This window comes from Actinacidiphila sp. DG2A-62, from assembly GCF_035825295.1.
GTDB lineage: Bacteria > Actinomycetota > Actinomycetes > Streptomycetales > Streptomycetaceae > Actinacidiphila.
In genome coordinates this window covers 6,768,648-6,793,750 of sequence record NZ_JAYMGI010000002.1, presented here as the reverse complement: position 1 = coordinate 6,793,750, position 25,103 = coordinate 6,768,648, and the positions used below count along the sequence as shown (strand labels likewise).

Sequence of the window (25,103 nt, the reverse complement as noted above, 5' to 3'; positions counted from 1 at the left end):
CGCCTCCCGCGGCCGCCACCTCTTAAGTCATCGCGCTGCCTCGCCAAGCGTTACGCCCAGCTTACGTGGCCCGAGTCACACCCCGAATCGTTCCGGAACATCACAGAAGCGGGCATCTGCCACGCACGGGTCCGCCGCCGGCCCCGGCGTCCGGGGCCCGCGGCGGTCCGGGCACGCTCAGTGCTCGCGCGGTGGGGGGACGACGCGGTCCCCCGCGGCGCTCTGGCCCGCGGCGGGGACGGCCGCCGGAGCCGGGGCCGCCTGGCCGGGGACGGGCTGCGCCAGGGCGGGCCGGGCGGAGGGGACGGCGAGCAGCTCGCGCATCGCGGCCTCCGCCGTGCCGCCGTCGCCCGCGGCGAGGGCGTCGACGATGCGGTGGTGCAGGCCCACCGCGGCGTCGCCGGGGCGCTCGCAGCCGGTGGCGGAGCCGCCGGAGACGTGCAGGGCCGCGGACACGATGCCGGACAGGTGCTCCAGCATCCGGTTCTCGGCGACTTGGAGCAGCAGGGTGTGGAACTCGGCGTCGGCACGGGTGAAGGTGAGGGCGTCTCCCTGGGCGGCGGCGTGGGCCATGATCTCCGCCATGTCGGTGAGCCGCTGCTGGACGTCCTCGCGTCCGTGGCCGGCGGCCAGCCTGGCGGCGAGCGGTTCGATGGTCCACCGCAGTTCCAACAGCTCGCGGCGCTGGTCGTCGCGCTGCGGACCGAAGGCGCGCCACTCGATGATGTCGGGGTCGAGCAGGTTCCAGTCGCTCACCGGGCGGACCCGGGTCCCGACGTTGGGCCGGGCGCTGACCAGGCCCTTGGCCTCCAGCACCCGCAGGGACTCGCGCACCACGGTGCGGGAGACCTCGAAGCGCTGGCCGATCTCCTCGGGCACCAGGGGGCGGTCGGCGCCGAGATCGCCCGAGACGATCATCTGACCGAGCTGCTGGACGAGTTGGCCGTGCAGTCCCCGGCCGCGGTTGCCGCCGGCGCGGCGGCCGACCCGGCTCATGTCCGGCTCGACGCCTTCCCAGGGCGTCAGCCCGGAGCGGTCGGAGCCGTGGGCTTCGGCGTACGGATAGCGGTCCAGCTCGCCCGGACCGGCGATGCCGGAGTCGGCGGAACGAGCCGCGGTCATCATGGAATGCGCAAGGGTACTCACGCATCCTTTGTCGGCGATGCCGATGCGCGCCTTGAGGGCTTTGCTGAAAAGCACACGAAAGGGTGAGCACTCATCACCTGATAATTGACGTTTATGCGGATGAATCATCCTTTCTTGCTGGTGAGCGGGGCAGCAGCGGTGCCGGGAGCGGGAGTTGGGCGGCGGCCGCGCCTCCTGCCGCGCAATGTGCTCGCGGTGTAGGCGCCCATCAGGACGGCCAGGCACAGCGCCAGTGCCAGGACGAGCGGTTGGGCGGCGAAGCGCAGTGCCGCGGGCAGCTCGGCGTCGCCGCCCTGCGGAACCCCGCTCGCCAATGACCACAACGCTCCGGCCGCGTCCAGGAGTTCCCGGCCGACGTGCGCGTGCAGAAGGGCGCGGACCGCGGGGACCGCGAGCAGCGGTACGGCGAGGACCGCCGCGAGGCCGAGGCCGGTGGTGCGGAAGGCCGCCGCAGCGAGCACCCCGGCCCATGCGCAGCCGACCGCGAGGCCGCCCCAGGCCGCGAGCGTGCCGGGGTCGGCGAACGGGTCGGGCGCGCCTGTGGGGACGGCGGCGAGCGAGGTGCGCATGAGCGCGACGTCCACGACGACGGCGAGGGCCGCCAGGACGAGGGCGAGGGCGGCGCTGACGGCGAGTTTGGCCGCGAGCAGTCCCGGGTGGCGCGGCTCGGGCCCGTACCCGGGCGTGAGGGCGGGGTGCAGGTACTCCTGGCCGTAGCTGAGCGCGCCGAGTCCGCCGGCGCCGATCGCGGCGGCGGGCAGCGGCAGTTCGGGCGACCAGCCGGACAGCAGGGCGAGGCGGCCCGCGGGGAGGGCCCCGTACCTGGCCATCAGGACGGTTCCGGCGGCCGATCCGAGCAGCGCGGCGGCCGCGGTCAGCCAGGGGGTGCGGATGCCGAGGGCGCGCCGCAGCTCGTAGCGGAGAGGGCGGGCGGGACCGGTGCGCAGCCGTCCGCTCTCCGGCAGGCGCGTGACCGACGTACGGGAGGCGGGGGGCCGCGCGTCGGCCCCGGGGGCGGCGGCGTCGGTCGTCTCCGTGGCCCGGGTGAGCCCGTCCGGGAGGCCCGCGCGGCCTGGCGGCGTCGAGGAATTTGGGGCGACGGCAGTTCCCGGACCCGCGGCGGTCGGGGGGTGCGGTCCGGCGGGAGTCGTGGCGGCCGGGTGAGCCGGGGCAGTCGGGTGAGTCGGGGCAGTGGGGTGAGCGGCGCGGGCGGGCGGGGCGGTCGGCGCGGCAGGGGCGGCAGGGGCGGCCGTGGATTCGTCGCCCGGGACGCGGTCGGCGAGCTGGTGCAGCAGGATGCCGTGCCGGTACGCGGCCTCCCCGACCACCGCCGAACTGGCGCCGTAGACGGCGATACGGCCGCCGCCGGCGGGAACCACCTCGGCGCCGCCTTCCGCCAGCACGTCCCCGAGCCGTGAGGCGTACGGGGAGCGGACGGCCACGTACGGCCGCAGCCTGGTCCTCGCGAAATGCGCGGCGGACACATCGGCGACCAGCCGGCCGTCGGCGAGTACGAGCATCCGGTCCGCGGTACGGGCCAGGGCGCGGGGGTCCCTGCCGGTCAGCAGGACGGCGCCGCCGGCCGCGGCATGTCTGCGGGCCAGTTCGTGCACCCACGCGGCCTCGGGCGGCGGCAGTCCGCGGACGGGATCGTCGAGGACGAGGACGCGGGGCCTGGCCAGCAGCGCCACGGCGAACCCGAGTCTGCGGTCCATGCCGAGCGAGTACGAGCCGATCGGCTCGTCGGCGACGGCGTCGAGTCCGACGAGGTCGAGCAGGTCGTCGGCGCGGGACGCGGGGAGGCCGAACGCGGCGCAGAGCATCCGCAGGTGGCCGCGGGCGGAGCGGCGGGGGTGCGCGGGGACGTCGCCGATCAGTGCGCCGATCTCGCGTTCGGGGTGCGGCAGTTCGCTCAGCGGGCGGCCGTGCACGAGGGTGGCGCCGCGGCCGTCGTCGACGCCGAGCAGCAGGCGCACGGCCGCGGTCTTGCCCGCTCCGGCGGGACCGAGCAGGCCGGTCACCTCGCCCGCGCGGATGTCGAAGGTGAGGTCGGCGACGGCGGGCCCGGCGTCGCGGCGTGGCGTGCTGGTCAAACCGATGGCCTGGATCACCCCAGCACCATAACGCCCGATTTACCGTAAAACGGACAGATTTGCCCGTGGTCAGATCTCCGGTCGCAGCATCGGCGGGTTCAGCAGGGTGGCGCCGCCGGCCCGGAACAGCTGTGCCGGGCGGCCTCCCTGACGCGTCGTCGTGCCGCCGGTGGGCACCAGGAAGCCGACCGTGCCGGTCACCTTGCGGTGGAAGTTGCGCGGATCGAGCGCGACGCCCCAGACCGCCTCGTAGACCCGGCGCAACTCGCCCACGGTGAACTCGGCCGGGCAGAAGGCGGTCGCGAGCGAGGAGTACTCGATCTTGGAGCGGGCGCGCTCGACGCCGTCCGCGAGGATCTTGCTGTGGTCGAAGGCCAGCGGCGGCGTCTCGTCCGATCCCTCCGGGGACATCCCCTCGCCGAGCACCGTCTCGACCGGCGCCCACCGGGCGCTGTGCGCGTCGCCCCCGGCCCGCGGCGCCGGCAGGTCCGGCGCGAGCACCAGGTGCGCGACGCTGACCACCCGCATCCGCGGGTCGCGCTGCGGATCGCCGTAGGTCGCGAGCTGCTCCAGATGGGCGCCGTTCTGCGCGTGCAGCCCGGTCTCCTCGGCCAGCTCGCGCGCCGCGGCCTGCGACAGGTCCTCGTCCGCGCGCACGAAGCCTCCGGGCAGCGCCCACCGCCCCTGGAAGGGCGGCTCTCCGCGCCGCACCGACAGCGCGCACAGCGAGTGCTGCCGCACCGTGAGCACGACCAGGTCCACGGTGACGGCGAAGGGCGGGTAGGCCGACGGGTCGTAGGGCGACATGCCGACGATCTTAGGCGTCTGCCTGACGATAAACAGCAGGAACCGGTCTCTTCGCGATCAGGTCGCGGATGCCGCCGGGCTCAGCCGCCGGGCTCAGCCGCCGAGCTGCAGCTCCGGCGCGGCCTCCTCCACCATGGCCATCCCCAGCCGGTTCACGCGCACCGAGAACGGCCGCCCCGCCACCCGCAGCCCCGACAGCCGCAGCGCACCCAGCGGCGCTCCGCCCAGCGGCCGGAGCGCGACCGTGCCGCCGGGCGCGTCGGGACGCACCCCGGCCAGCGTGGCGAGCAGGTGCACCCCCGCGGCGGCCGCGACCGCCGAGGGACGACAGGCCATCGGGTGCGGGCACGGCGCGGCCCCGGGCGTGCGCTGCTCCCCCGCGTATATCTCCGGCAGCCGGAATCCGAACTCCTCCGCCGCGTCCACCACCCCCTTCACCAGTGCCGAAGCCTGCTCCCCGAACCCCGCGTCGGCCAGCCCCGCGACCGCCATCGCCGTCTCGTGCACCCGCACCGCGCCGCCGCGGTGCCCGAACGGGTTGAACCCCGGCGTCCGCGCCGCCACCGTCCGCAGACCCCAGCCGCTGTCCAGCACCGGCATGGTCAGCAAACGGGCCAGCCTCCCGGTCCGCGCCGCGTCCAGCAGGCCGGCCGCACGCCCGCCCGCCGCGGCGGAGCCCGTGTCCAGCAGGTGGGCGAGCGAGGACGACAGGACGTGCCGTGCCTCACCGGAGCCCGTCAGCGCCAGGGCCGGACGACCGCCGCCCGGACCGTCGGTCCAGAACGCCGCGGCGAACCGGTCGCGCAACCGCCCCGCGTACGCGCGCCACTCCCGCGCGCCGGGCCGCCCGTACGCGTCGAGCAGTTCTGCGCCCTGGAGCGCCGCCCGGTGGGCGTGCGCCTGCGTCTCGGCTCTGACGACCCGCGCGGCACCGCTGCCTTCCGGTACGAACCCGGATTCAGGCTCCTTCCCGCCGCGTCCGGCCGACGCGGCCGAGCGCAGCCAGCCCAGGCACCGCTCCGCCGCGGGCAGCAGCGACCGCGTCTCCCGCTCCGGCAGACCCCACAGCCGGGCCTCGGCCAGGACGGTGACGAACAGCAGCGTCGCCTCCGCGCCGGAGTCCAGCGGCGGCAGGTGCGGGCCGCAGTCCCGCACCACGCCGGGGATCCTGCCGGTCGCCGGGTCCTGCAGGCGCGCCAGGGCGCGCAGCGTGCCGGTCGCCAGACGCGTACCCAGCGGAAGCAGCATCCGCGCCGCCCACAAAGCGTCCGCGGGAACCAGCCCCAGCCGCCAGGGCGCCCCGGAGACGACCCGCAGGTCCGCCGGGTGCTCCGGATCGCGCGCCGTCAGCGCCCGCAGGTCGTCCAGGCACGCGCCGAACAGTGCGCCGACCCGCCGGTCGTCCGCCTCCGCGACCGCGTCCTGCCACAGCTCGGGGCGCCGCCGAGCGCCCAGGCTCGACACACGGCTCGACACACGGCTCGACACACGGTCCGTCCCGGTCGGGACCGCGGCCTCCACCGCCAGCTCGACCGTCCAGCTGCCGCCCGCCGGCAGCACGACCTCCCATCGCAGCAGCCCGCGAGGCGCGACGATCGCGTCCGGGGCGGGGCGCGCCGCGGCTTTGACGGCCAGCGCTCCCCTGGACCAGCGCAGTCCCGGCCCGCTGACCGCGGCGGGCGCCTCCGGACCCGCTCGCCCCGCGACCACGGCCGCGAACGGCGCCAGGTCGGTCGCCAGGACCAGCTCGACGGGCAGCCTCACCGCCGCGCGCCCGGAGTTGGTGAGGGTGATCCGCTCGGTGCCCGCGGCCGTCCTGATCCGCTCCACCGTCACGGACGGGTCGGGCCCCCGGTCCACGCCGGTGCGCAGGGTGGCCAGGAACCGGACGCGGTCCGCGCCCTGCATCCGTGCCTGGACCGCCACCGGCTCCGTCCCGGCCACGGTCAGCTCACACCGGGCGAGCAGCCGGCGCCCGTCGCGGTAGAAGCCCGCCGCCGACACCCCCTCCAGTCGGCCGTGCCGGGGCGAGATCACGAACGCGGGGGCCGCGACGCAGACGAACGCCTCGTGGAGCGGCTCCGGCGCCGACCCGGCCCGCTGCACCGGGATCGCTCCGGGCGGACGGGAGCGCTCCCTCGCTGACTGCTGCACACAGGATGAACGCCCGGTCGAGCGCCCTGGTCACGGCCGGTCTACCGTTCCTGGACGGGAGTCACCTTCCGTACCGTCCGTTCGCACCTCCTTCCCGCACCGAGTTCGCGCACCTCGTTCCCGAACTGCCGTCACGCACCTCTCGGAGATCCGTCCCATGGCCGTACACCGCCAGCCCGGCACCGTGCTCACCGACCACCTCTTCACCGTTCCCCTCGACCACGGCGCGCCCGAGGGCGAGCAGATCGAGGTGTATGCCCGAGAGGTCGTGGCGGCGGGCCGGGAGCGGGACGACCTGCCCTGGTTGGTCTACCTGCAGGGTGGACCGGGCAGCCGCTCCCCCGTCCGCTGGGCCGGGACTCGTGGCTGAAGCGGGCGCTGGACGACTACCGGGTGCTGCTGCTCGACCAGCGCGGCACCGGTCGGTCCACCCCCGCCACCCGCCAGACGCTGCCCGCGCGCGGTGGCGCCGACGCCCAGGCCCGTTATCTGTCGCACTTCCGCGCCGACTCGATCGTCCGGGACTGCGAGAGCATCCGGCAGGAGTTGCTCGGCCGGCACGGGCGCTGGAGCGTGCTCGGCCAGAGCTTCGGCGGTTTCTGCGCGGTCACCTACCTGTCGCTCGCCCCGCAGAGCCTGCGCGAAGTGCTGATCACCGGCGGGCTGCCGGGGCTGCGCTCCACCGCGGAGGACGTCTACCGCGCCGCCTATCCGCGGATTGAGCGCAAGAACCGGGCCCACTACGCGCGTTACCCGCAGGACGTCGCGGCGGTGCGCACGATCGTGCGGCACCTCGGCGAGCACCGGGTGGCGCTGCCGGGCGGAGGCACGCTCACTGCGGAGGCCTTCCAGTCGCTCGGCCTCATGCTCGGGTCCGGGAACGGGTCCCATGTCCTGCACTACCTGATCGAGGACGCCTTCGTCCGGACGTCTGCCGGTCCGGTCCTCTCCGACTCCTTCCTGGAACAGGTGCGAAGCCACCTGTCCCGTGCCGACAACCCTCTCTACGCCCTGCTGCACGAGCCGACCTACGGCCAGCGGTCGGTGTCCGCGGCCGGCACCGGTTGGGCGGCCGAGCGCATCCGCGCCGAGTTCCCTCAGTTCGACGCGGCGGCGGCGCTCGCCGGCGACGCTCCTGTGCTCTTCACCGGCGAGACCATCCATCCGTGGATGTTCGCCACAGACCCGGCGCTCGCACCACTGCGCGAGACGGCGGAGCTGCTGGCGCAGATGACCGATTGGCCGGATCTCTACGACGCGGACCGCCTCGCCCGGAACGAGGTGCCGGTCGCGGCTGCGGTCTACCACGACGACATGTATGTCGACACCGCCGACTCGCTCGCCACGGCTGCCGCGATCCGCGGGCTGAGGACCTGGGTCACCGACGAGTACGAGCACGACGGCCTCCGAGTGAGTGACGGCCGGGTCCTCGACCGGCTGCTCCGGCTGGCCCGCGGCGAGTCGTAGTCGCGGCGATCACCCGCCTGCGGCGGTCCCGGCGCAGCGAGCGGCGGAGCAGTTCCGGGTCGAGACCCGCGTTGACCGCCTGGTGGAGCAGCCTGGCGAAGGTGTACTGGCCGTCGAGGTCGAGCGCGAGGCCCAGTGCCGCACGCGCCTCGGCCTCGTCGCCGGACGCCCACGCCACCCAGCCGACCAGCGCGAGCGGCGCGGCGGCGTGCTCCTGATACGGACCGGCGCAGCGCCGGGCCAGGGCCCGCCACAACCGCAGCGCGGCGTCGGCCTGTTCGGGTTCCATCCACTCGGCGGCACGGTCGCGGGCCTCCTTGTCCTGCAGGCCGAGGATGAGCGAGGCCGCTTCGTCGTCGGTGAGCAGCCGGTCGTCGCGCCGGTCGCAGCGCGCCGGGTCGCTGATCGCGGGTGACGCGCGGAACCGTTCGAGCGCCGTGCGCGCCAGCACGAGCGTCCGTTCCTTGACCGCCTCACCCGCGGAGGCGTCCGCGAGCATGCGCGGCACGAGTTCGGCCGAGGCCATGTCCAGCGCGATCTCGTGGCCGCGGTGCCGTTCGGCGGCGGGCCTGAGCCTGCTCTCCAGATCCCGCAGGGAGACGGGCGCGGGCAGCCCGGCGTAGGCGGCGGTGGCGGCCATGGCGGTGCTGCCGGGTGGTGGCAGCACGCTGCCCTCGGGAGGTCCGCCGTCCGGGTGCGGCGCGCAGTAGGACCACCATCGGCCGGCGGCGATGCACAGCGCCTCCACGACCGGGACCTCCAGCCGTCCGAAGGCCAGCCGCAGACTCTGTGCGAGCGGTTCGAGCCGGTGCCGCACGTCGCCGGGCCGCTCGCCCTCGCGCGGGTCCTGGCAGAGGAACGCGACCACGGCGTCCGGCCGTTGTCCGCGCCGCGTGCTGTTCTCGATCAGGCAGTCGGCGAGCTGAGCGGCCGTGTCGGCCCACTGCGCCGGGTCGTCGGGCAGGGCGAGGCGCACCCGGCCGCCGAAACGGCCGCGTTCGCCGTGCAGGCCGGCGACCACCACGCTGTCGGTCGGGTGGAAGCCGAGCAGGAACGGCAACGCGTCCGCCAGCTCCTCCGTACTACGCAGGGTGACTTTGATCTCGTCGGGATTCGGTGACTGTCCGTGCTGATTCTCGTTGCTCTGTGTCATGACTCGACGATGACGCATGCCACCGACCGTGCGCCAGACCCCCCGAAAGCCTGTGGATAACTTCGCTCCGTAGTTATCCACAGGTTCGCGGTCGCCGTTGGCGAAGTGTCGGTGCGATGGGGTTGCATGGGGTCATGACCGAATCGACCACCGCGCTGCGTGACGCAGCCGACACCGTACTGGCCCGACTGGTCGGCGCCGAGCCCGGAACCGCGCGGCTGCGCGAGGACCAGTGGCGCGCCGTCGAGGCGCTGGTCGCGCACGGCCGCAGAACGCTGGTGGTGCAGCGGACCGGGTGGGGGAAGTCGGCCGTGTACTTCGTCGCGACGGCGCTGCTGCGCGAGCGGGGTTCGGGACCCACGGTGATCGTCTCCCCGCTGCTGGCCCTGATGCGCAATCAGGTCGAGGCCGCCGCACGCGCGGGCATCCGCGCGCGCACGATCAATTCGTCCAACACCGAGGAATGGGACGGCGTCCAGGCCGAGGTCGCGGCCGGCGAGGTCGACGTGCTGCTAGTCAGTCCCGAACGGCTGAACAACCCGGACTTCCGCGACCAGGTCCTTCCCAAGCTGGCCGCCAGCACCGGACTGCTCGTCGTCGACGAGGCGCACTGCATCTCCGACTGGGGCCACGACTTCCGGCCCGACTACCGCAGGTTGCGCACGATGCTCGCCGACCTGCCGCCGGGAGTGCCCGTCCTGGCCACCACCGCGACCGCCAACGCCCGCGTGACGGCGGACGTGGCCGAGCAGTTGGGCACCGGCGGCCGGAAAGCCGAGGAGTCGGAGGGCGGCGGAGCGCTCGTGCTGCGCGGCCCGCTGGAGCGAGAGTCCCTCTCGCTCGGGGTGCTGCACCTGCCGGACGCCGCACACCGGCTGGCATGGCTGGCCGACCATCTGGACGACCTCCCGGGGTCGGGCATCATCTACACGCTGACCGTGGCCGCCGCCGATGAGATCACCGCGTTCCTGCGCCAGCGCGGGCACACCGTGGCGTCCTACTCGGGCCGCACCGAGAACGCGGACCGGGAGGCGGCGGAGGCCGACCTCCTCGCCAACCGGGTCAAGGCCCTCGTGGCCACCTCCGCGCTCGGTATGGGCTTCGACAAGCCGGACCTCGGGTTCGTGGTGCACGTCGGCTCCCCGTCCTCCCCCATCGCCTACTACCAGCAGGTGGGCCGGGCCGGCCGCGGCGTCGACCACGCCGAGGTGCTGCTGCTGCCGGGGCGCGAGGACGCCGCGATCTGGCGATATTTCGCCTCCCTCGCCTTCCCGCCAGAGGAGCAGGTCGTGCGCACCCTGGACGTCCTGGCCGCAGCCGACCGGCCGCTGTCGGTCCCGGCCCTGGAAGCGCGGGTGGACCTGCGCAGGTCCCGGCTGGAGATCATGCTGAAGGTGCTGGACGTCGACGGCGCGGTGCGCAGGGTGCGCGGCGGCTGGACGGCCACCGGGCAGCCGTGGGTCTACGACGCCGAGCGGTACGCGTGGGTGGCCCGGCAGCGGGAGGCCGAGCAGGAGGCGATGAGGGAGTACGCGCGGACCACGGCCTGCCGGATGGAGTTTTTGCGGCGGCAGTTGGACGACGAGCAGGCAGCGCCGTGCGGCCGGTGCGACAACTGCGCCGGCGCACGCCACCCGGTGGAGGTCTCGGCCGCGACGCTCGACGCCGCCCGCGCGGCGCTGGGCAGGCCGGGGGTCGAGGTCGAGCCGCGGAAGATGTGGCCGACCGGCCTGGAGGCGGCCGGCGTGGCGCTCAAGGGCCGCATCCCCGCGGCCGAGCAGGCGGAGGCCGGGCGCGCGCTGGGACGGCTGTCGGACATCGGGTGGGGGAACAGGCTGCGTCCACTGTTCGCCCAGGGCGCGGCCGACGAACCGGTGCCGGCCGACGCCGCCGACGCGGTGGTCAAGGTGCTCGCCGACTGGGCCAGGAGCGACGGCGGTTGGGCCAGCGGCGGGTCCGACGCGCCGGGGCGCCCGGTCGGCGTGGTCACCATCGATTCGCACCGCCACGGTCGGCTGATCGAGTCGCTCGGCGCCCGTATCGCCGAGATCGGCCGGATACCGCTGCTCGGCCGGGTCGGGTACGCGCCCGACGGCGACCCCGGCGGCGTGCCCCGCAGCAACAGCGCACAGCGGGTGCGCGCCCTGCACAGCGCGTTCACGCTGCCGCCGGACCTGGTCACGGCTCTGCGGGAGACGCCCGGTCCCGTGCTGCTCGTGGACGATCTGGCGGACACCGGCTGGACGCTCGCGGTGGTGGCCCGGATGCTGCGGCGGGCCGGGGTTCCCGCGGTGTTCCCGCTGGTCCTGGCAGTTCAGGGATAGCGCCGGGTCCGCGGCGCGGAAAGGAGGGATCTAACGGGCGAACGGCGCCATAGCGGGTCGACCGCAGCGAATTGCCCGTTGCCGCAGGGCAGTGCGGGAGGAAGAATTGGCAGCGGATTCCCCGACCGGCTCTCCGAGCCCTTTGCGACCGGCGTGCGCCCGCGCGCCCGGTCCGCGGGTGCATCCGCGAAGGGAGGACCGTGACCACCGGCTTCGTGACGGGGACGTCCGCCTCCACTTCCTCTCTCGTGACACGCAGTCTCGAACCCGCCGAATGGGCGGACTCCGTGGTCCCGTTGCTGGCCAACCCCCGTGACGTGATCAAGGACCTGGTCGCACGGCACCTTCCGTCGCCGTCGGTCGCGGTGGTCGCCGTGTACGACCCGGACGGACGCATCAGGGCCAGCGCGTCCTTCGCCGGCCGGGTGGGCGTGTTCGACGGGTGGGAGCGCCGCAACGCGGTGCTGTCCCACCTGCGCCGGGTCATCCCGCACGACCTGCGGCTGCGCCATCCGGTCAGGACCGCGGTGCTCATGGTCTGCCGGGACGGCTCGTCCGCCTGGACCGCGGAGGACGGCGCGTGGATGTGGGGCCTGCGGGACGCCTGCGTGCTGCACGGCCTGCGCTGCGGCTCCTACGTGGCGCTGACCGACGAGGGGTGGAACGTCCTGGGCGAGAACCGCAGCGGGCGCACGCCCAACGCCCGTTCGGCCTCCACGCCGGACGCGGGCGCGGCGCGGCAGGCTCCGGGCGGTGCCCCGGAGCCTGTGCGCCGGGTTGTCGCGAACTGACCGTCAGGCGCTGGCGCCCAGCATCGCGTTGATGCGCGCCGGGTCGCCGCACACGATGAGCAGCACCCCGGCACGGGCGAGGGCGCCGGCCAGCGAGGCGGCCAGTGTCTCGTCGGTCCCGCCGTTGACCGCCACGACCACCACCGGGCGTCCGGTGGCGCGGGTGGCGTCGATGTCGGCGTAGAAGACGTCGTCCGCGGCGTCGTGCTGCGCCCAGTAGGACGCCTCGCCGAAGCTGAGCTCGTGGGCGGCCCAGGGGTGCGGGTCGCCGGTGGTCAGCACCAGGATCTCGCCGGGGGCGCGACCGGTGTCCAGCAGCAGGTCGACGGTCTCGTCGGCGGCGTCCACCGCGCCGTCGACGGGAGCGGGGATCAGCTGGAGCTGGGCACCCGCGCGCTCCTGGGCACGCTGCTTGGGCAGCGGTCGTGGCGCTGCCTGGCGGGGTGCGGTGGGTCGGGACGCCGCGGGTCGCGGCGGACCGGGAACAGGACGGGGGGTCGACGCACTCCGGCCGGCGGCCGGAGCAGTGCGGGGACCCGGGACGCTCTCGTGAATCTGAGGCTCCTCGGGGATGAGAGGCATGAGTTGATGTCTATCAAACGCGCAGGGAAAACGCAGCGGGGGGTGGGTCGTGCATCAGAAATCGAAACCGAGTTGTTCCCCGGTGTCCACGCCCTCGCGCACCTTCTTCAGGTGCTGCCAGCGCGGAAGGGCGTCCAGGTACGACCACGACAGGCGGTGGTGGCCGGTGGGGCCGAACTCCTCCAGCGCGGCCCGGTGCACGGGCGAGGGGTAGCCGGCGTTCTCCGCGAAGGCGAACGGCGCGTGTTCCCGCCCGAGTTCGGCCATCGCGCCGTCCCGGTGCACCTTGGCGATGACCGACGCGGCGGCGACCGCCACGCAGGACTGGTCGCCCTTGATGACCGTGCGGACGGTCCAGGAGCCGCCGAGGTAGTTGTGCTTGCCGTCGAGGATCACCGCGTCGGGGCGTTCGGGAAGGCCGTCCAGGGCGCGTACCGCGGCCAGCCGGAGCGCGGCCGTCATGCCCAGTTCGTCGATCTCCTCGTTGGAGGCGTGCCCGAGCGCGTACGAGGTGACCCAGTCGGTGAGGACGGCGGCCAGCCGGGTGCGGCGCTTGGGCGTGATGAGCTTGGAGTCGGTCAGGCCCTCCGGCGGACGGCGCAGACCGGTGATCGCGGCGCACACGGTGACCGGCCCGGCCCAGGCTCCCCGGCCCACCTCGTCCACGCCGGCGACGGTGCGGACGCCCAAGGTGGCGCGCATCGAGCGCTCGACGCTGTGGGTGGGTGGTTCGTACGGCATGACAGCCTCAGCCTACCCCGGGCGATTCGGCCGTCCACAAGGGGTCGTGGAAAAGGCCGCGTGCCCTCGGGTTCAGGACGGCAGGGCCCATCCGGGGAGGCTTTCGGTCCGATCCGTCCAGGTCGCCGGCGGGCTGCCGCCCGGCCGCGCCGCGACGATCCCGCCGACGATGGCGCACGTGGTGTCGACGTCGCCGCCGGCGCGCGCGGTGGTCCAGAACGCCCGCTCGTAGTCGTCGAGATGACAGGCCGCGGACCACAGCGCGAACGGGACGGTGTCGTGGGCGCTGGTGCGGCGGCCGCATCCGAGCACCGCGGCCACCGTCGCGACGTCGTCGTAGTCGAGCATGTCCGCGGCCCGGCGCACCCCGGCGTGCACGGCACTGCGCGGCACCAGGTCCAGCACGGCCGCCAGCAGTGCGTCCGGGGCGTGCGGGCCGTGCGGATCGGCGACGAGCGCCGCCGCTGCGGCGACGGCCATCGCGCCGGCCACCGCCTCGCGGTGCTGGTGCGTGGTGTAGGCCGAGATCTCCGCCTGGTGGGTGGCCTGGGCCGGATCGTCCGCGTACCACGCACCGAGCGGGGCGACCCGCATCGCGGCGCCGTTCCCCCAGGAGCCCTGGCCGTCGAAGAGCGCGGCGGCCAGTTCCCGCCAGTCGGCGCCCTCCTGCCGGATCTGCCGGAGCATCCGGTTGACGGCCGGGCCGTAGCCGCGGTCGAAGTCGTGGTGCTCGGCGAACGACCGGGCCAGGGCGTCCTGGTCGACGCGGCCGTACCGGGCGAGGACGGCGACGACCGAGCAGGCCATCTCCGTGTCGTCGGTCCACTGCCACGGCCCGGGCGGCAGGTCGCCGTCGAGCAGCGCGGCGTGGTTGGCGGGGACGAAGAACTGCGATCCCAGGGCGTCGCCGACGGCCAGCCCGCACAGGCTGGACAGGGCGCGGCCGAGACGCTCGGCGGCCTCCGATGCTTCGGGAGCCGCGGAGGTTCCGGAAGAGCTGGATTTCTCGGAGATTCCGGAGGTTTCGGTGACTCCGGAGGTGTCGGTGACTCCGGAGGTATCGGCGGCTCCGGAACGTCCGGAGGTCGGGGTGTCAGCGGTCATGGCGCGGAGAACTCTGGCATTCAGTCCGTTCCCGGTCAATCCACAAGTGCCGGACGTCACCTCGGCGCGGCGTGCTCAGCCGAGGCCGCCGCCGGGCGGGCCGGGGGTGCCCCAGCGTTCGAAGGGGCGGTCCAGGACGTACCGCCCGGAGTCGGTGAGCAGCAGCATCCGCGTCTCCGCGTTGGCCGGGTTCGACAGCGTCTCGAACTCCTCGACCGTCCAGTGGAACCAGCGCATGCAGAACAGCCGCATGGTCAGGCCGTGCGTCACCAGCAGCACGTTCGGCGGGAAGTCCGGCTTGTCGAAGGCCCGGTAAAGCGTCTCCAGGAAGGACCCGACGCGGTCGTAGACGTCGGCACCGCTCTCCCCCATCGCGAAGCGGTAGAAGAAATGCCCGTAGGCGTCGCGGGCCTTGCGCTGGCGGTGGATGTCGTCCACGTCCTGCCAGTTGCCCCAGTCCTGCTCGCGCAGCCGCGGCTCCTCGCGGGCCTGGACCAGCCGCGGGTCGAGGCCGAGCGCCCGGTAGGTCCGCCAGGTGCGCCGGTAGGGGGAGACGAACGCCTGCACCCGCTCCTCGCCGAAGACCTCGCGCAGCACCGCCCCGGCGTGCTTGGCCTGGGAGAGTCCGTTGGCGGTGAGTTCCAGTGCGTGGTCCGGCACCCGCTGGTAGATGGTGTCGTCCTCGTTGCCCTGGGACTCGCCGTGGCGGATGAGCACGATACGGCGGGGTCGTCCCATAAGTGCCAGCCTAGGGCCTGCCGCGCCGATCTCCACGCGGCAGCCCCGGTCGGGGCCCAGACCGTCCAAGCCACGGCCGGGGCCCAGCCGTCCAAGCCCCGTCGGCCCAGACCGTCCAAGCCCCGGTCGGGGCTCAGACCGTCCAGGCCCCGACCACGTCGACGACGTCGCCGGCGACCGAGAGCACGTCCGCGTCCAGTTCGGCGCGCTCGGACAGCCGGGAGACCGCCGTCTCGCGGTACTTGCCGTGCTCGGTGGCCGTGTCCCACAGGGACAGCACCAGGAAGTCGTCGCCGCTGTCCTGCCCGAAGAAGCCGCGCAGCATCCCCGGGGAGCCCGCCATCGCGGGGTTCCACACCCGCTGCTGCATCAGGGTGAAGTGGTCGGCGTGTCCCGGCCGCACCTTGCACAGCGCGACCCGCAGCAGATCGGCGTCGGCGAAGAGCGGCTGGAAGCCGACCTTCACGTCCAGACGGTGTTCGAAGAGCCGGGCGCCGAGCATCTCGAAGGTGCCCTCCTGGCCGGCCGCGATGCCGTCGTGCGGTCCGGCCATGAACGCGTCGTACGAGCGCCGCCCGTCCCAGAACCCGAAGAGGTGCGCCACCCCCGGCTGCGACCTGCTCCAGCCGCCGCCCTGACCGCAGAACCCTGGCTGCTCCCGCAGGGCGGCCCACCGGCGCTGCGCACGGTCGAAACCCGGCCGGTCGACGACGCCGCAGCGTATCCACTTCACCAACACCGCGCCATCGTAGTGGTGCCGGAGACGCCGACCGACCGACTTCGGCGGGCCGCCGGCACGCGACGGCGTGGTCCGGGCCGCCCAGGCGGCGGTCAGAGCGTGACGGCGTCTCCCGGCCGCAGGCGGTGCAGCCGGTCGGCCAGGCCCGCCGCGGCGAAGGCCGCCTCCAGGCTGTCACCGTCCTGGGTGAAGTGCGCCCAGTGCTCGAAGTGCAGCGGCACGACCTGCGGCGCGCCGAGCACCGCGGCGGCCTGCTCGCTGGTCAGGGTGAGCGGGGCGTCCGGCACCAGCGCCGTCCTGGCCGCGCCCGCGAAGAGCAGCGCGACGTCGACGGGTCCGAGCCGCTCGGCGACGGCCCGCACATGGTCGAGCGAGGCGTTGTCCCCGCTGACGTAGACGGTCGGCAGGTCCTGCCCGGCGAGGACGAATCCGGTGACCTCGCCGACGATGCGCTCGCTGCCGGGCGGGCCGTGCAGCGCGGGCACGCCGGTCACCCGCAGCGTTCCGCCGCCCGGTCGGGGCAGGTCGACGTGCTGCCAGGTCGGCAGCGCCCGCACCGCGCCGTGCAGCCGGTCGCGGGCCGCGGCGGTGGACAGCACCAGCGGCACGTCCGACAGCAGGGCGCGCCCGGAGCGGTCGAGGTTGTCCGGGTGCTGGTCGTGGGAGAGCAGCACCGCGTCGACCGGGCCGATCCCGTCCGCGGGCACGGCCGGGCCCGCGGTCTTGGTGAGGGCCCGCGAGCCGATGGGATACTCCCCCGGCTCGTCGAACGTCGGGTCGGTGAGCAGCCGCAGCCCGCCGATGCCGATGACGGCGGTCGGACCGCCCACGTACCGGATGTCCATCCGAGCCCCCTCGTCCTCGCTCTCGTCCTCGCTCCACGACGTCGGTCGGCCGTACGCGGGACCGCGCCGGGCAGGGCGCCCGGCGCGGTCCCGGCGCGATCAGCTGCAGCCGCTGGTGGAGCCGCAGCCCTCGCACAGGTAGCAGCTTCCGGCGCGGCGCATCTTGGTGCCGCAGGAGAAGCAGAGCGGGGCGTCGGCGTTCAGCCCGAGCTGGATCTCCAGCAGCTCCGTGGAGTTGTGGGCCTCCTTGGGCGCGGGCGCGGCCGTCGCGACATCGGCGTCGGCCTCCGACTCGGCGGCGGGCTTGGCCACCGACAGCGGCTTGCGGGACTCGACCTCGCGCGGCGCCGACTGGGCCAGGCCCTCGACGTCCACCTCGTCCTCGGCGGCCTCGTAGGAGCCGGTGTCCAGGTGCCGCTGGCGCTCCTCGGCGGAGTGGATGCCGAGGGCCGAGCGGGTCTCGAAGGGCAGGAAGTCCAGCGCCAGACGGCGGAAGATGTAGTCGACGATCGACTGCGCCATCCGCACGTCCGGGTCGTCGGTGAGGCCGGCCGGCTCGAAGCGCATGTTGGTGAACTTCGAGACGTACGTCTCCAGCGGGACGCCGTACTGCATGCCGACCGAGACGGCGATGGAGAAGGCGTCCATCATGCCGGCCAGGGTCGAGCCCTGCTTGGACATCTTCAGGAAGACCTCGCCCAGGCCGTCGTCCGGGTAGGAGTTGGCCGTCATGTAGCCCTCGGCGCCGCCGACGGTGAAGGACGTGGTGATGCCGGGGCGGCCCTTGGGCAGGCGCTTGCGGACCGGGCGGTACTCGACGACCTTCTCGACCTGCGCGGGCGCCTCGGCGGCGGCGCGGGACTCCTCGCTCCCCTCGGCGCCGGCCTTGTCGCCGTCCTTCTTCTTGGCCGACAGCGGCTGCCCGACCTTGCAGTTGTCGCGGTAGATGGCGAGGGCCTTCAGGCCGAGCTTCCAGCCCTCGTAGTAGACCTCCTCCACCTCCTCGACGGTCGCGGTCTCGGGCAGGTTGACCGTCTTGGAGATGGCGCCGGACAGGAACGGCTGGGCCGCCGCCATCATCCGGACGTGGCCCATCGCGGAGATCGCCCGCTCGCCCATGGCGCAGTCGAACACCTCGTAGTGCTCGGGCTTCAGGCCGGGCGCGTCGATCACATTGCCGTGCTCGGCGATGTGGGCGACGATCGCCTCGATCTGCTCCTCCTGGTAGCCGAGCCGGCGCAGCGCCGTGGGCACCGTGTTGTTGACGATCTGCATCGAGCCGCCGCCGACCAGCTTCTTGAACTTGACCAGGGCCAGGTCGGGTTCGACGCCGGTGGTGTCGCAGTCCATCATCAGGCCGATGGTGCCGGTGGGCGCGAGCACGGACGCCTGGGCGTTGCGGAAACCGTTCTTCTCGCCGAGCCGGAGCACGTCCTGCCAGGCCTCGGTGGCCGCCGCCCAGACCGGGGTGTCCAGGTCGTCCATCCGCCGGGCCGCCTTGTTGGCGTCCGAGTGCTGCTTCATGACGCGCTTGTGGGCGTCGGCGTTACGGGCGTAGCCGTCGTACGGGCCGACGACGGCGGCCAGTTCGGCAGAGCGCTTGTACGACGTGCCGGTCATCAGCGAGGTGATGGCGCCCGCCAGGGCGCGGCCGCCGTCGGAGTCGTAGGCGTGGCCGGTGGCCATGAGCAGCGCGCCCAGGTTGGCGTAGCCGATGCCGAGCTGGCGGAAGGCGCGGGTGGTCTCGCCGATCTTCTCGGTCGGGAAGTCGGCGAAGCAGATCGAGATGTCCATCGCGGTGATGACCAGCTCGACGACCTTGGCGAACCGCTCGGCCTCGAAGGTCTGGTTGCCCTTGCCGTCGTCGCGCAGGAACTTCAGCAGGTTCAGGGAGGCGAGGTTGCAGCTGGAGTTGTCCAGGTGCATGTACTCGCTGCACGGGTTGGAGGCGGTGATCCGGCCCGACTCGGGCGAGGTGTGCCAGCGGTTGATCGTGTCGTCGTACTGGATGCCCGGGTCGGCGCAGGCCCACGCCGCCTCGGCCAGCTTGCGGAACAGCGCCCTGGCGTCGACCTCTTCGATGACCTCGTGGTTCTTGCGGGCGCGCAGCCCGAAGGAGGAGCCGGACTCGTACGCCTTCATGAACTCGTCGTTGACCCGGACGGAGTTGTTGGCGTTCTGGTACTGCACGGAGGTGATGTCGTCACCGCCGAGGTCCATGTCGAAGCCCGCGTCGCGCAGGGCGCGGATCTTCTCCTCCTCCTTGACCTTGGTCTCGATGAACGCCTCGACGTCCGGGTGGTCGACGTCCAGGACGACCATCTTGGCGGCGCGGCGGGTGGCGCCGCCCGACTTGATGGTGCCGGCCGACGCGTCGGCGCCGCGCATGAAGGAGACCGGGCCGGAGGCGTTGCCGCCGGAGGAGAGCAGCTCCTTGGAGGAGCGGAGGCGGGAGAGGTTCAGGCCGGCGCCGGAGCCGCCCTTGAAGATCATGCCCTCTTCCTTGTACCAGTCGAGGATCGACTCCATGGAGTCGTCGACGGACAGGATGAAGCAGGCGGAGACCTGCTGCGGCTGGGCGGTGCCCACGTTGAACCACACCGGCGAGTTGAAGCTGAAGACCTGGTGGAGCAGGGCGTACGTCAGCTCGTGCTCGAAGATCTCGGCGTCGGCGGGGCCGGCGAAGTAGCCGTGCTTCTCGCCGGCCGCGCGGTAGGTGAGCACGACGCGGTCGATGAGCTGCTTCAGGCTCTTCTCGCGCTGCGGGGTGCCGACCGCGCCGCGGAAGTACTTGCTGGTGACGATGTTGACCGCGTTCACCGACCAGAAGTCGGGGAACTCCACGCCGCGCTGCTCGAAGTTGATCGAGCCGTCGCGCCAGTTCGTCATGACGACGTCACGGTGCTCCCACGTCACCTCGTCGTACGGGTGCACACCCGGGGTGGTGTGGATGCGCTCGATCCGCACGCCCTTGGCCGCCTTCGAGCCCTTGGTCCGTGAACCGCGTGCCGGACCGCTCGTCGTCTCTGTCATGCCGCCTCCCTATGGGCGTAAACGCCCCGATGTGCCCGGTTGTTCCCCATGGCACGGTGTGTCGTCTGCCGCCGTCGCACCCGTATGGCGCTCCGGCAAGTTCAAGTCGTCGGGCGGCGCTCGCCTCGTTTCGCCGCCCGGTGTGCCGCCGGGCTCAGTCCGCCGCGGCCGCGGGGGCGGGCGCGGGGATCCCGAGATCCTCGTCGAGTCCGCCGGGGGTTTGGGGTGGCAACTGCTCGCGCAGTTCCGTGATGGCCGTCTCGAAGTCCTCGAGCGAGTCGAAGGCGCGGTAGACGGACGCGAAGCGCAGGTACGCGACCAGGTCGAGGTCCTGGAGCGGGCCGAGTATGGCCAGTCCCACGTCATGGGTGGACAGCTCGGCACTGCCGGTGGCCCTGACCGCCTCCTCGACGCGCTGCCCGAGCAGGGCGAGCGCGTCCTCGGTGACGGGACGCCCCTGGCACGCCTTGCGCACGCCGGCGATCACCTTGTTACGACTGAAGGGCTCGGTGACGCCGCTGCGCTTGATCACCATGAGGGTCGCGGTCTCGACCGTCGTGAAGCGCCGGTTGCAGTCCGGACACTGGCGGCGACGGCGGATGGACGCGCCGTCGTCGGTGGTCCGGCTGTCCACGACACGGCTGTCAGGGTGCCGGCAGAAGGGGCAGTGCACGGTTCTCCACTTCCTTCCAAGCTTCCCAAAGCCTTGTCCGCGACCACAACTTGTGGTGGCCGGGTCCCATCTAACCACTAGATGTGGGATCGGCGCGCAACCACCCCCCAACGTTCGCGGCGTGTCGCCACGATGCCCGGCCGATCGCGGCGCGGCGGACACGCACCGGACCCGAGACGCCGCGGAGCGTGTGCGGCCACCGGAAGAAGCGCTTCCGTGAACACGCCGGGCGCGCGGTGACACACTTCGGGAGCGGGACACCCGCGGGGAGGCGGAGTCGCCGCAGGGGTCCGCTCGGGCTTCCGGGGGAAATTCGGGAATCGAACTTCCATTCGATCAATACACCCGGTACCTTGATCACGTCAGCGGATTTATGCAAATTCACTCGAACGTGTGTTTGGCGCAACCTTTCGAAACCCACTACCGTTGTACTAACTGCCCGTGCCGCCAGCGGGCCGACCGCAGTCCATGCGGTGGGAGAACGTGGAGAACATCGTGAAAAGGGGCCGCCGTGACCACCGCCGCTGAGAGCGCCACAGCCACACTCAACGCCCATGACCGCTCCCCGGACCGAATCGGCAGCTTGGACGTGATGAACGACGACAACGCCCCCAAGGCGGCCCGCGCGCTTCCCGGACGGCCCCCGGGTATTCGCGCGGACAGCTCCGGCCTCACCGAGCGCCAGCGGCGCGTCATCGAGGTCATCAGGGACTCGGTGCAGCGCCGCGGGTACCCGCCGTCCATGCGGGAGATCGGCCAGGCCGTCGGCCTGTCCAGCACCTCCTCGGTGGCCCACCAGCTGATGGCGCTGGAGCGCAAGGGTTTCCTGCGGCGGGACCCGCACCGGCCGCGCGCGTACGAGGTGCGCGCCTCGGACGCGGGCCACCCGCAGCCGACCGACACCACGGGCAAGCCGTCGGCCTCGTACGTCCCCCTGGTCGGCCGGATCGCGGCAGGCGGCCCGATCCTCGCCGAGGAGTCGGTCGAGGACGTCTTCCCGCTGCCCCGGCAGCTGGTCGGCGACGGCGAGCTGTTCGTGCTCAAGGTGGTCGGCGACTCGATGATCGAGGCCGCCATCTGCGACGGGGACTGGGTGACGGTACGCCGCCAGCCGGTCGCGGAGAACGGCGACATCGTCGCGGCGATGCTCGACGGCGAGGCCACGGTGAAGCGCTTCAAGCGGGACAACGGTCATGTGTGGCTGCTCCCGCACAACGCGGCGTACCAGCCCATCGCGGGTGACGAGGCGACCATCCTCGGCAAGGTGGTGGCGGTCCTGCGCCGCGTCTGAGCCGGAGCGGGACGCCTCTCCGGCGTCGCACGGGCCCGGCCGGGGTGGGCGCCCCGGCCGGGACCTGCGCGTTCCGGCTGCGGCCGCTACGCGCCGGACGCCCCGGCCGCCTCCGCCTCCGCCTTCGCCTTCGCGTCGATCGCCGCGAGCGACTTCCGCACCTGGTTGCGGTCGGTGGTGTACCAGAACTGGGGCATCGAGGCGCGCAGGAAGCCGCCGTAGCGGGCCTTGGCCAGCCGCGGGTCCAGTACGGCCACCACGCCCCGGTCCGAGGCGGCGCGGACCAGGCCAGGCGCCCTGGGCCATCAGCAGCGCGGCGTGCGTCGCGGCCACGGCCATGAAGCCGTTGCCGCCGTGCTCCTCGACCGACTTCTGCCGGGCGCTCATCAGCGGGTCGTCGGGGCGCGGGAACGGAATCCGGTCCATCACCACCAACTGGCAGTTCGGCCCCGGCACGTCCACGCCCTGCCACAGCGACAGGGTGCCGAACAAGCACGTCTCGGCGTCCTGGGAGAAGGTCTTGATCAGCTCGCCGAGGGTCTCCTCGCCCTGGAGCAGGATGGGATGGTCCAGTCGCTCGCGCAGCGCCTCCGCGGCCGCCTGGGCGCCGCGCATGGACGAGAAGAGCCCGAGGGTGCGGCCGCCCGCCGCCTGGATCAGCTCGGCCAGTTCGTCCAGCATGTCGCCGCGGCTGCCCTCGCGCCCCGGCTGGGCCAGGTGCTGGGCGACGTAGAGGATGCCCTGCTTGCGGTAGTCGAAGGGCGAGCCGACGTCGACGCCCTTCCACTGCGGCATCTCCTCGCCGTCGGCCGGCTGCGTGCCCTCGGGCGCCAGGCCCAGCGACGCCGCCACCCCGTTGAAGTCCCCGCCCAGCTTGAGCGTGGCCGAGGTGAGCACCACCGAGCGCTCGGTGAAAAGCTTCTCGCGCAGCAGCCCGGACACGGTCAGCGGCGCCACCCGCAGCGACGCCCCGAACCGGTCGTGCCGCTCGCACCACACCACGTCGTACTCCGAGCCCTGGACCAGGCGTTCGGCCACCTCGTGGACATGCTCGACGGACGCCAGCGCCTGCTTGCGCACCGCGTCCTCGTCCTGGACCGAGCGGTCCCGGGTCTCGCCGAGCGAGGTGATCACCAGGCGGCAGGCGTCCCGCAGCGCGGCGAGGGTGTACCCGAGGTCCTCGGGGATCTCCTCCAGACGGCCGGGCAGGGCGAGTTCCATGAGCCGCTCGAAGCCCTCGGCGGCGCTCAGCAGCGCGTCGGCCGCCTTCTCGTTCACCAGTTTGGAGGCGCGCTTGACCGCGCGGTTGACGCCGATCGGGGTCAGCTCGCCGGTGGCGACGCCGGTGACGCGGGAGACGAGTTCGTGGGCCTCGTCGATGATCAGGACCTCGTGGCTCGGCAGCACCGGCGCGCCCTCGATGGCGTCGATGGCCAGCAGCGCGTGGTTGGTGACCACCACGTCGGCGAGCTTGGCGCGCTCGCGGGCCGCCTCGGCGAAGCACTCGGCGCCGTAGGCGCACTTGGTGGCGCCCAGGCACTCGCGGGAGCTGACCGAGACCTGGCTCCAGGCGCGGTCCGAGACGCCGGGGGTGAGGCCGTCCCGGTCGCCCGTCTCGGTCTCGTCGGCCCAGTCGCGCATCCGCAGCAGGTCCTGGCCGAGCTTGCTGGTCGGCGCGGCGGCTTCGAAGGGGTCGAAGAGGCCGTCCTCCTCGTCCTGCGGCACGCCCTCGTGCAGCCGGTGCAGGCAGAGGTAGTTGGACCGGCCCTTGAGCATCGCGTACTGCGGTTCGCGGCGCAGCAGCGGCTTCAGCGCCTGCACGGTGCGCGGCAGGTCGCGCTCGACCAGCTGCCGCTGCAGGGCGAGGGTCGCGGTCGCCACCACGACCCGCTCGCCGTGGGCGAGCGCGGGCACCAGATAGCCCAGCGACTTGCCGGTGCCGGTGCCCGCCTGCACCAGCAGGTGGGACTGGTCGGCCACGGCGGCCTCGACGGCTTTGGCCATGGTGACCTGCCCGTCCCGCTCCACACCGCCGACGGCGGTGACGGCGGCGTGGAGCAGGTCGGTGAGCTGTGGTTTGCCCTGCGCCTCGGCGGCCGGCGGCAGGGGGCTGGTGGTGGCGTCCATAGGGAGGCCAGCCTACGGCGGACCACCGACAGTGCCGTCCCGATCCGGCCGGAGAACCGATCCGGCGGCCGGTCGGGGCCGCCGGTGCTAGCTTCTGGTCGCATGCAGTGCGAAAGCCGCCTGACGCTGGACACCTCCGCCGCCGAGTACGTGATCGACGTGGCGAACGTCGTCCGCGAACCCGCGCTGGGCGGTGAACGCGCCGCGGACCTGGCCCGGTTCGAGGGCCTGCTCGACGCGCTCGCCGCCTTCACCCGGGACCCGTCGGTGCAGGTGTACGCGATCACCGACCGCTCGCTGCTCACCGACGGCCGGCTGACGCCGCAGGAGCGGGAGCGGCTGCGGGAGTGGTACGCCGCCGGTCTGCTGGAGGTGCTGCCGCGGGCCGACGACCGCATCCTGGAGCTGGCGGACGCCCTCGCGGTGCGGGTGGTCAGCGCGGACAACTTCCTGGACTTCCACCGCGCCTATCCGTGGATCCCCGGCAGCCGGGACCGCTTCCTGCGCCCGTTCCTCGGGGAGGACGGCGTCATCGGGGTGCGCCCGAGGATCATGCCGGTGCCGCCGGAGTGGCAGGTCTCGCGCAAGGAGGAGGAAGGGCTGCTGCTGGAGGCGGGGGTGCTGCGGCGCTGGGCGCCGACCGCGCACCGCGCGGTGCTCAGCCGCGAGTGGCGCTGCCCGGAGCCGGGCTGCCCGCTGTTCGGCGCGGGCGACCGGCCCGGCACGGCCCTGCCGCGACGGCGCAAGGACCGGGTGCTGTGCCCGACGCACGGCCTGGACCTCGTGGACGCGGGTCCCAGGCCCCGCCGCGCCCAGGTGAAGGTGGTGATGGACGGCACGGTCAGGGGCCGCTTCATGGTGACGGCGGACGTCCCCCTGGCGGTGGGCCGCGCGCCCGGAGAGGGCGGCGTGGCGCTCGGCGCGTGGGTGGAGGACCGGGCGGTGGAGTCGGTCAGCCGCACCCACGTGGTGCTCTCCTACGACGGCTCGGTGCTCTGGGTCCTGGACGAGCGCAGCGCCAACGGCACCCGCGTGCGCCGGGTCCGCCCCGCCGGCGACGAGCTGGTCCCGCTGCACCACGGCGTCGTCTGGCACCTGCGGACCGGCGACGCGGTGGTCCTGCACGACCGGCTGGAACTCCTGCCGAGCGGGCGTCGTTTCGTGTTCGAGGAGGACGGTGCCGAGGCCGCGTCCGCGCCGCCGGCGCCCGCGGCGGCCGGGCCGACGATGGTGGACGTACGGTTCGACGGGTTCGACGACTGACGCTCGGTTCGAGGGCCGGGGACGCGCGGGAC

Annotated in this window: 17 protein-coding genes and 2 pseudogenes; 5 read left to right on the top strand and 14 right to left on the bottom strand. The window is 73.4% G+C overall.

Annotation, left to right across the window (positions count from 1 at the left end; all coding sequences use genetic code 11):
* Nucleotides 1-177 precede the first annotated feature (177 nt).
* The 4 genes from VSR01_RS30460 to VSR01_RS30445 form a co-directional block, all read right to left on the bottom strand.
* A complete protein-coding gene (locus tag VSR01_RS30460) occupies nt 178-1,200 on the bottom strand; it encodes a FadR/GntR family transcriptional regulator (protein WP_326452239.1) in 1,023 nt (340 codons plus the stop codon).
* Between the two features lie 50 nt (nt 1,201-1,250).
* Nucleotides 1,251-3,257 carry an ATP-binding cassette domain-containing protein gene (locus VSR01_RS30455; protein ID WP_326452238.1) on the bottom strand — a complete coding sequence of 669 codons (2,007 nt, stop codon included), beginning with the start codon at nt 3,255-3,257 and terminating at the stop codon, nt 1,251-1,253.
* A 51-nt stretch (nt 3,258-3,308) separates the two neighbouring features.
* On the bottom strand, nt 3,309-4,046 hold the full coding sequence (locus VSR01_RS30450) for an NUDIX hydrolase (RefSeq protein WP_326452237.1): 738 nt from the start codon (nt 4,044-4,046) through the stop codon (nt 3,309-3,311).
* A 93-nt stretch (nt 4,047-4,139) separates the two neighbouring features.
* Nucleotides 4,140-6,152, bottom strand: coding sequence for a glycogen debranching N-terminal domain-containing protein (locus VSR01_RS30445; RefSeq protein ID WP_326452236.1), 2,013 nt, complete (start codon nt 6,150-6,152; stop codon nt 4,140-4,142).
* Between the two features lie 205 nt (nt 6,153-6,357).
* Between VSR01_RS30445 and VSR01_RS30440 the strand changes: the two are divergent.
* Nucleotides 6,358-7,667: pseudogene (locus tag VSR01_RS30440) on the top strand (alpha/beta fold hydrolase).
* Here VSR01_RS30440 and VSR01_RS30435 read toward each other — a convergent pair.
* Nucleotides 7,579-8,820: a DUF4192 domain-containing protein gene (locus VSR01_RS30435; protein WP_326452235.1), complete on the bottom strand. Its 1,242-nt coding sequence runs from the start codon at nt 8,818-8,820 to the stop codon at nt 7,579-7,581. The pseudogene VSR01_RS30440 and the gene VSR01_RS30435 sit on opposite strands and share 89 nt — an antisense overlap.
* Before the next feature lie 134 nt (nt 8,821-8,954).
* Between VSR01_RS30435 and VSR01_RS30430 the strand changes: the two genes are divergently transcribed.
* Nucleotides 8,955-11,144 (top strand): RecQ family ATP-dependent DNA helicase, encoded by a 2,190-nt coding sequence (locus VSR01_RS30430; protein ID WP_326452234.1) that lies wholly within the window; start codon nt 8,955-8,957, stop codon nt 11,142-11,144.
* A gap of 200 nt (nt 11,145-11,344) precedes the next feature.
* Nucleotides 11,345-11,935, top strand: a complete 591-nt coding sequence (locus VSR01_RS30425; protein ID WP_326452233.1) for a hypothetical protein — start codon at nt 11,345-11,347, stop codon at nt 11,933-11,935.
* A gap of 3 nt (nt 11,936-11,938) precedes the next feature.
* On the opposite strand, the gene VSR01_RS30420 is transcribed toward VSR01_RS30425, so the two are convergent.
* The 8 genes from VSR01_RS30420 to nrdR form a co-directional block, all read right to left on the bottom strand.
* A complete protein-coding gene (locus VSR01_RS30420) occupies nt 11,939-12,517 on the bottom strand; it encodes a hypothetical protein (RefSeq protein WP_326452232.1) in 579 nt (192 codons plus the stop codon).
* Between the two features lie 54 nt (nt 12,518-12,571).
* Nucleotides 12,572-13,258: a ribonuclease HII gene (locus VSR01_RS30415; protein WP_326452231.1), complete on the bottom strand. Its 687-nt coding sequence runs from the start codon at nt 13,256-13,258 to the stop codon at nt 12,572-12,574.
* A 72-nt stretch (nt 13,259-13,330) separates the two neighbouring features.
* On the bottom strand, nt 13,331-14,362 hold the full coding sequence (locus VSR01_RS30410; RefSeq protein WP_326452230.1) for an ADP-ribosylglycohydrolase family protein: 1,032 nt from the start codon (nt 14,360-14,362) through the stop codon (nt 13,331-13,333).
* A gap of 75 nt (nt 14,363-14,437) precedes the next feature.
* Nucleotides 14,438-15,100 carry a phosphoglycerate mutase family protein gene (locus VSR01_RS30405; protein ID WP_326452229.1) on the bottom strand — a complete coding sequence of 221 codons (663 nt, stop codon included), beginning with the start codon at nt 15,098-15,100 and terminating at the stop codon, nt 14,438-14,440.
* 133 nt (nt 15,101-15,233) lie between these two features.
* Nucleotides 15,234-15,839 carry a YdbC family protein gene (locus tag VSR01_RS30400; RefSeq protein WP_326452228.1) on the bottom strand — a complete coding sequence of 202 codons (606 nt, stop codon included), beginning with the start codon at nt 15,837-15,839 and terminating at the stop codon, nt 15,234-15,236.
* 92 nt (nt 15,840-15,931) lie between these two features.
* Nucleotides 15,932-16,684, bottom strand: a complete 753-nt coding sequence (locus VSR01_RS30395) for an MBL fold metallo-hydrolase (protein ID WP_326452227.1) — start codon at nt 16,682-16,684, stop codon at nt 15,932-15,934.
* A 99-nt stretch (nt 16,685-16,783) separates the two neighbouring features.
* Nucleotides 16,784-19,717, bottom strand: coding sequence for a vitamin B12-dependent ribonucleotide reductase (locus VSR01_RS30390; RefSeq protein ID WP_326452226.1), 2,934 nt, complete (start codon nt 19,715-19,717; stop codon nt 16,784-16,786).
* Nucleotides 19,718-19,871: 154 nt separating this feature from the next.
* Nucleotides 19,872-20,390, bottom strand: a complete 519-nt coding sequence (gene nrdR / locus VSR01_RS30385; protein ID WP_326452225.1) for a transcriptional regulator NrdR — start codon at nt 20,388-20,390, stop codon at nt 19,872-19,874.
* 511 nt (nt 20,391-20,901) lie between these two features.
* Between nrdR and lexA the strand changes: the two genes are divergently transcribed.
* Complete coding sequence (gene lexA, locus VSR01_RS30380; protein WP_326452224.1) at nt 20,902-21,681, top strand: transcriptional repressor LexA; 780 nt, start codon at nt 20,902-20,904, stop codon at nt 21,679-21,681.
* Nucleotides 21,682-21,767: 86 nt separating this feature from the next.
* On the opposite strand, the pseudogene VSR01_RS30375 reads toward lexA, so the two are convergent.
* Nucleotides 21,768-23,808: pseudogene (locus VSR01_RS30375) on the bottom strand (ATP-dependent DNA helicase).
* A gap of 102 nt (nt 23,809-23,910) precedes the next feature.
* Between VSR01_RS30375 and VSR01_RS30370 the strand changes: the two are divergent.
* Complete coding sequence (locus VSR01_RS30370; RefSeq protein WP_326452223.1) at nt 23,911-25,071, top strand: FHA domain-containing protein; 1,161 nt, start codon at nt 23,911-23,913, stop codon at nt 25,069-25,071.
* The last annotated feature ends 32 nt before the right edge of the window (nt 25,072-25,103 follow it).

Coding starts and splice junctions, on each gene's coding strand:
- VSR01_RS30420 (WP_326452232.1), bottom strand. CDS start 12,517: ATGCCTCTCATCCCCGAGGAGCCTCAGATTCACGAGAGCGTCCCGGGT.
- VSR01_RS30370 (WP_326452223.1), top strand. CDS start 23,911: ATGCAGTGCGAAAGCCGCCTGACGCTGGACACCTCCGCCGCCGAGTAC.
- VSR01_RS30410 (WP_326452230.1), bottom strand. CDS start 14,362: ATGACCGCTGACACCCCGACCTCCGGACGTTCCGGAGCCGCCGATACC.
- VSR01_RS30390 (WP_326452226.1), bottom strand. CDS start 19,717: ATGACAGAGACGACGAGCGGTCCGGCACGCGGTTCACGGACCAAGGGC.
- VSR01_RS30435 (WP_326452235.1), bottom strand. CDS start 8,820: ATGACACAGAGCAACGAGAATCAGCACGGACAGTCACCGAATCCCGAC.
- VSR01_RS30430 (WP_326452234.1), top strand. CDS start 8,955: ATGACCGAATCGACCACCGCGCTGCGTGACGCAGCCGACACCGTACTG.
- VSR01_RS30415 (WP_326452231.1), bottom strand. CDS start 13,258: ATGCCGTACGAACCACCCACCCACAGCGTCGAGCGCTCGATGCGCGCC.
- VSR01_RS30405 (WP_326452229.1), bottom strand. CDS start 15,100: ATGGGACGACCCCGCCGTATCGTGCTCATCCGCCACGGCGAGTCCCAG.
- VSR01_RS30395 (WP_326452227.1), bottom strand. CDS start 16,684: ATGGACATCCGGTACGTGGGCGGTCCGACCGCCGTCATCGGCATCGGC.
- VSR01_RS30450 (WP_326452237.1), bottom strand. CDS start 4,046: ATGTCGCCCTACGACCCGTCGGCCTACCCGCCCTTCGCCGTCACCGTG.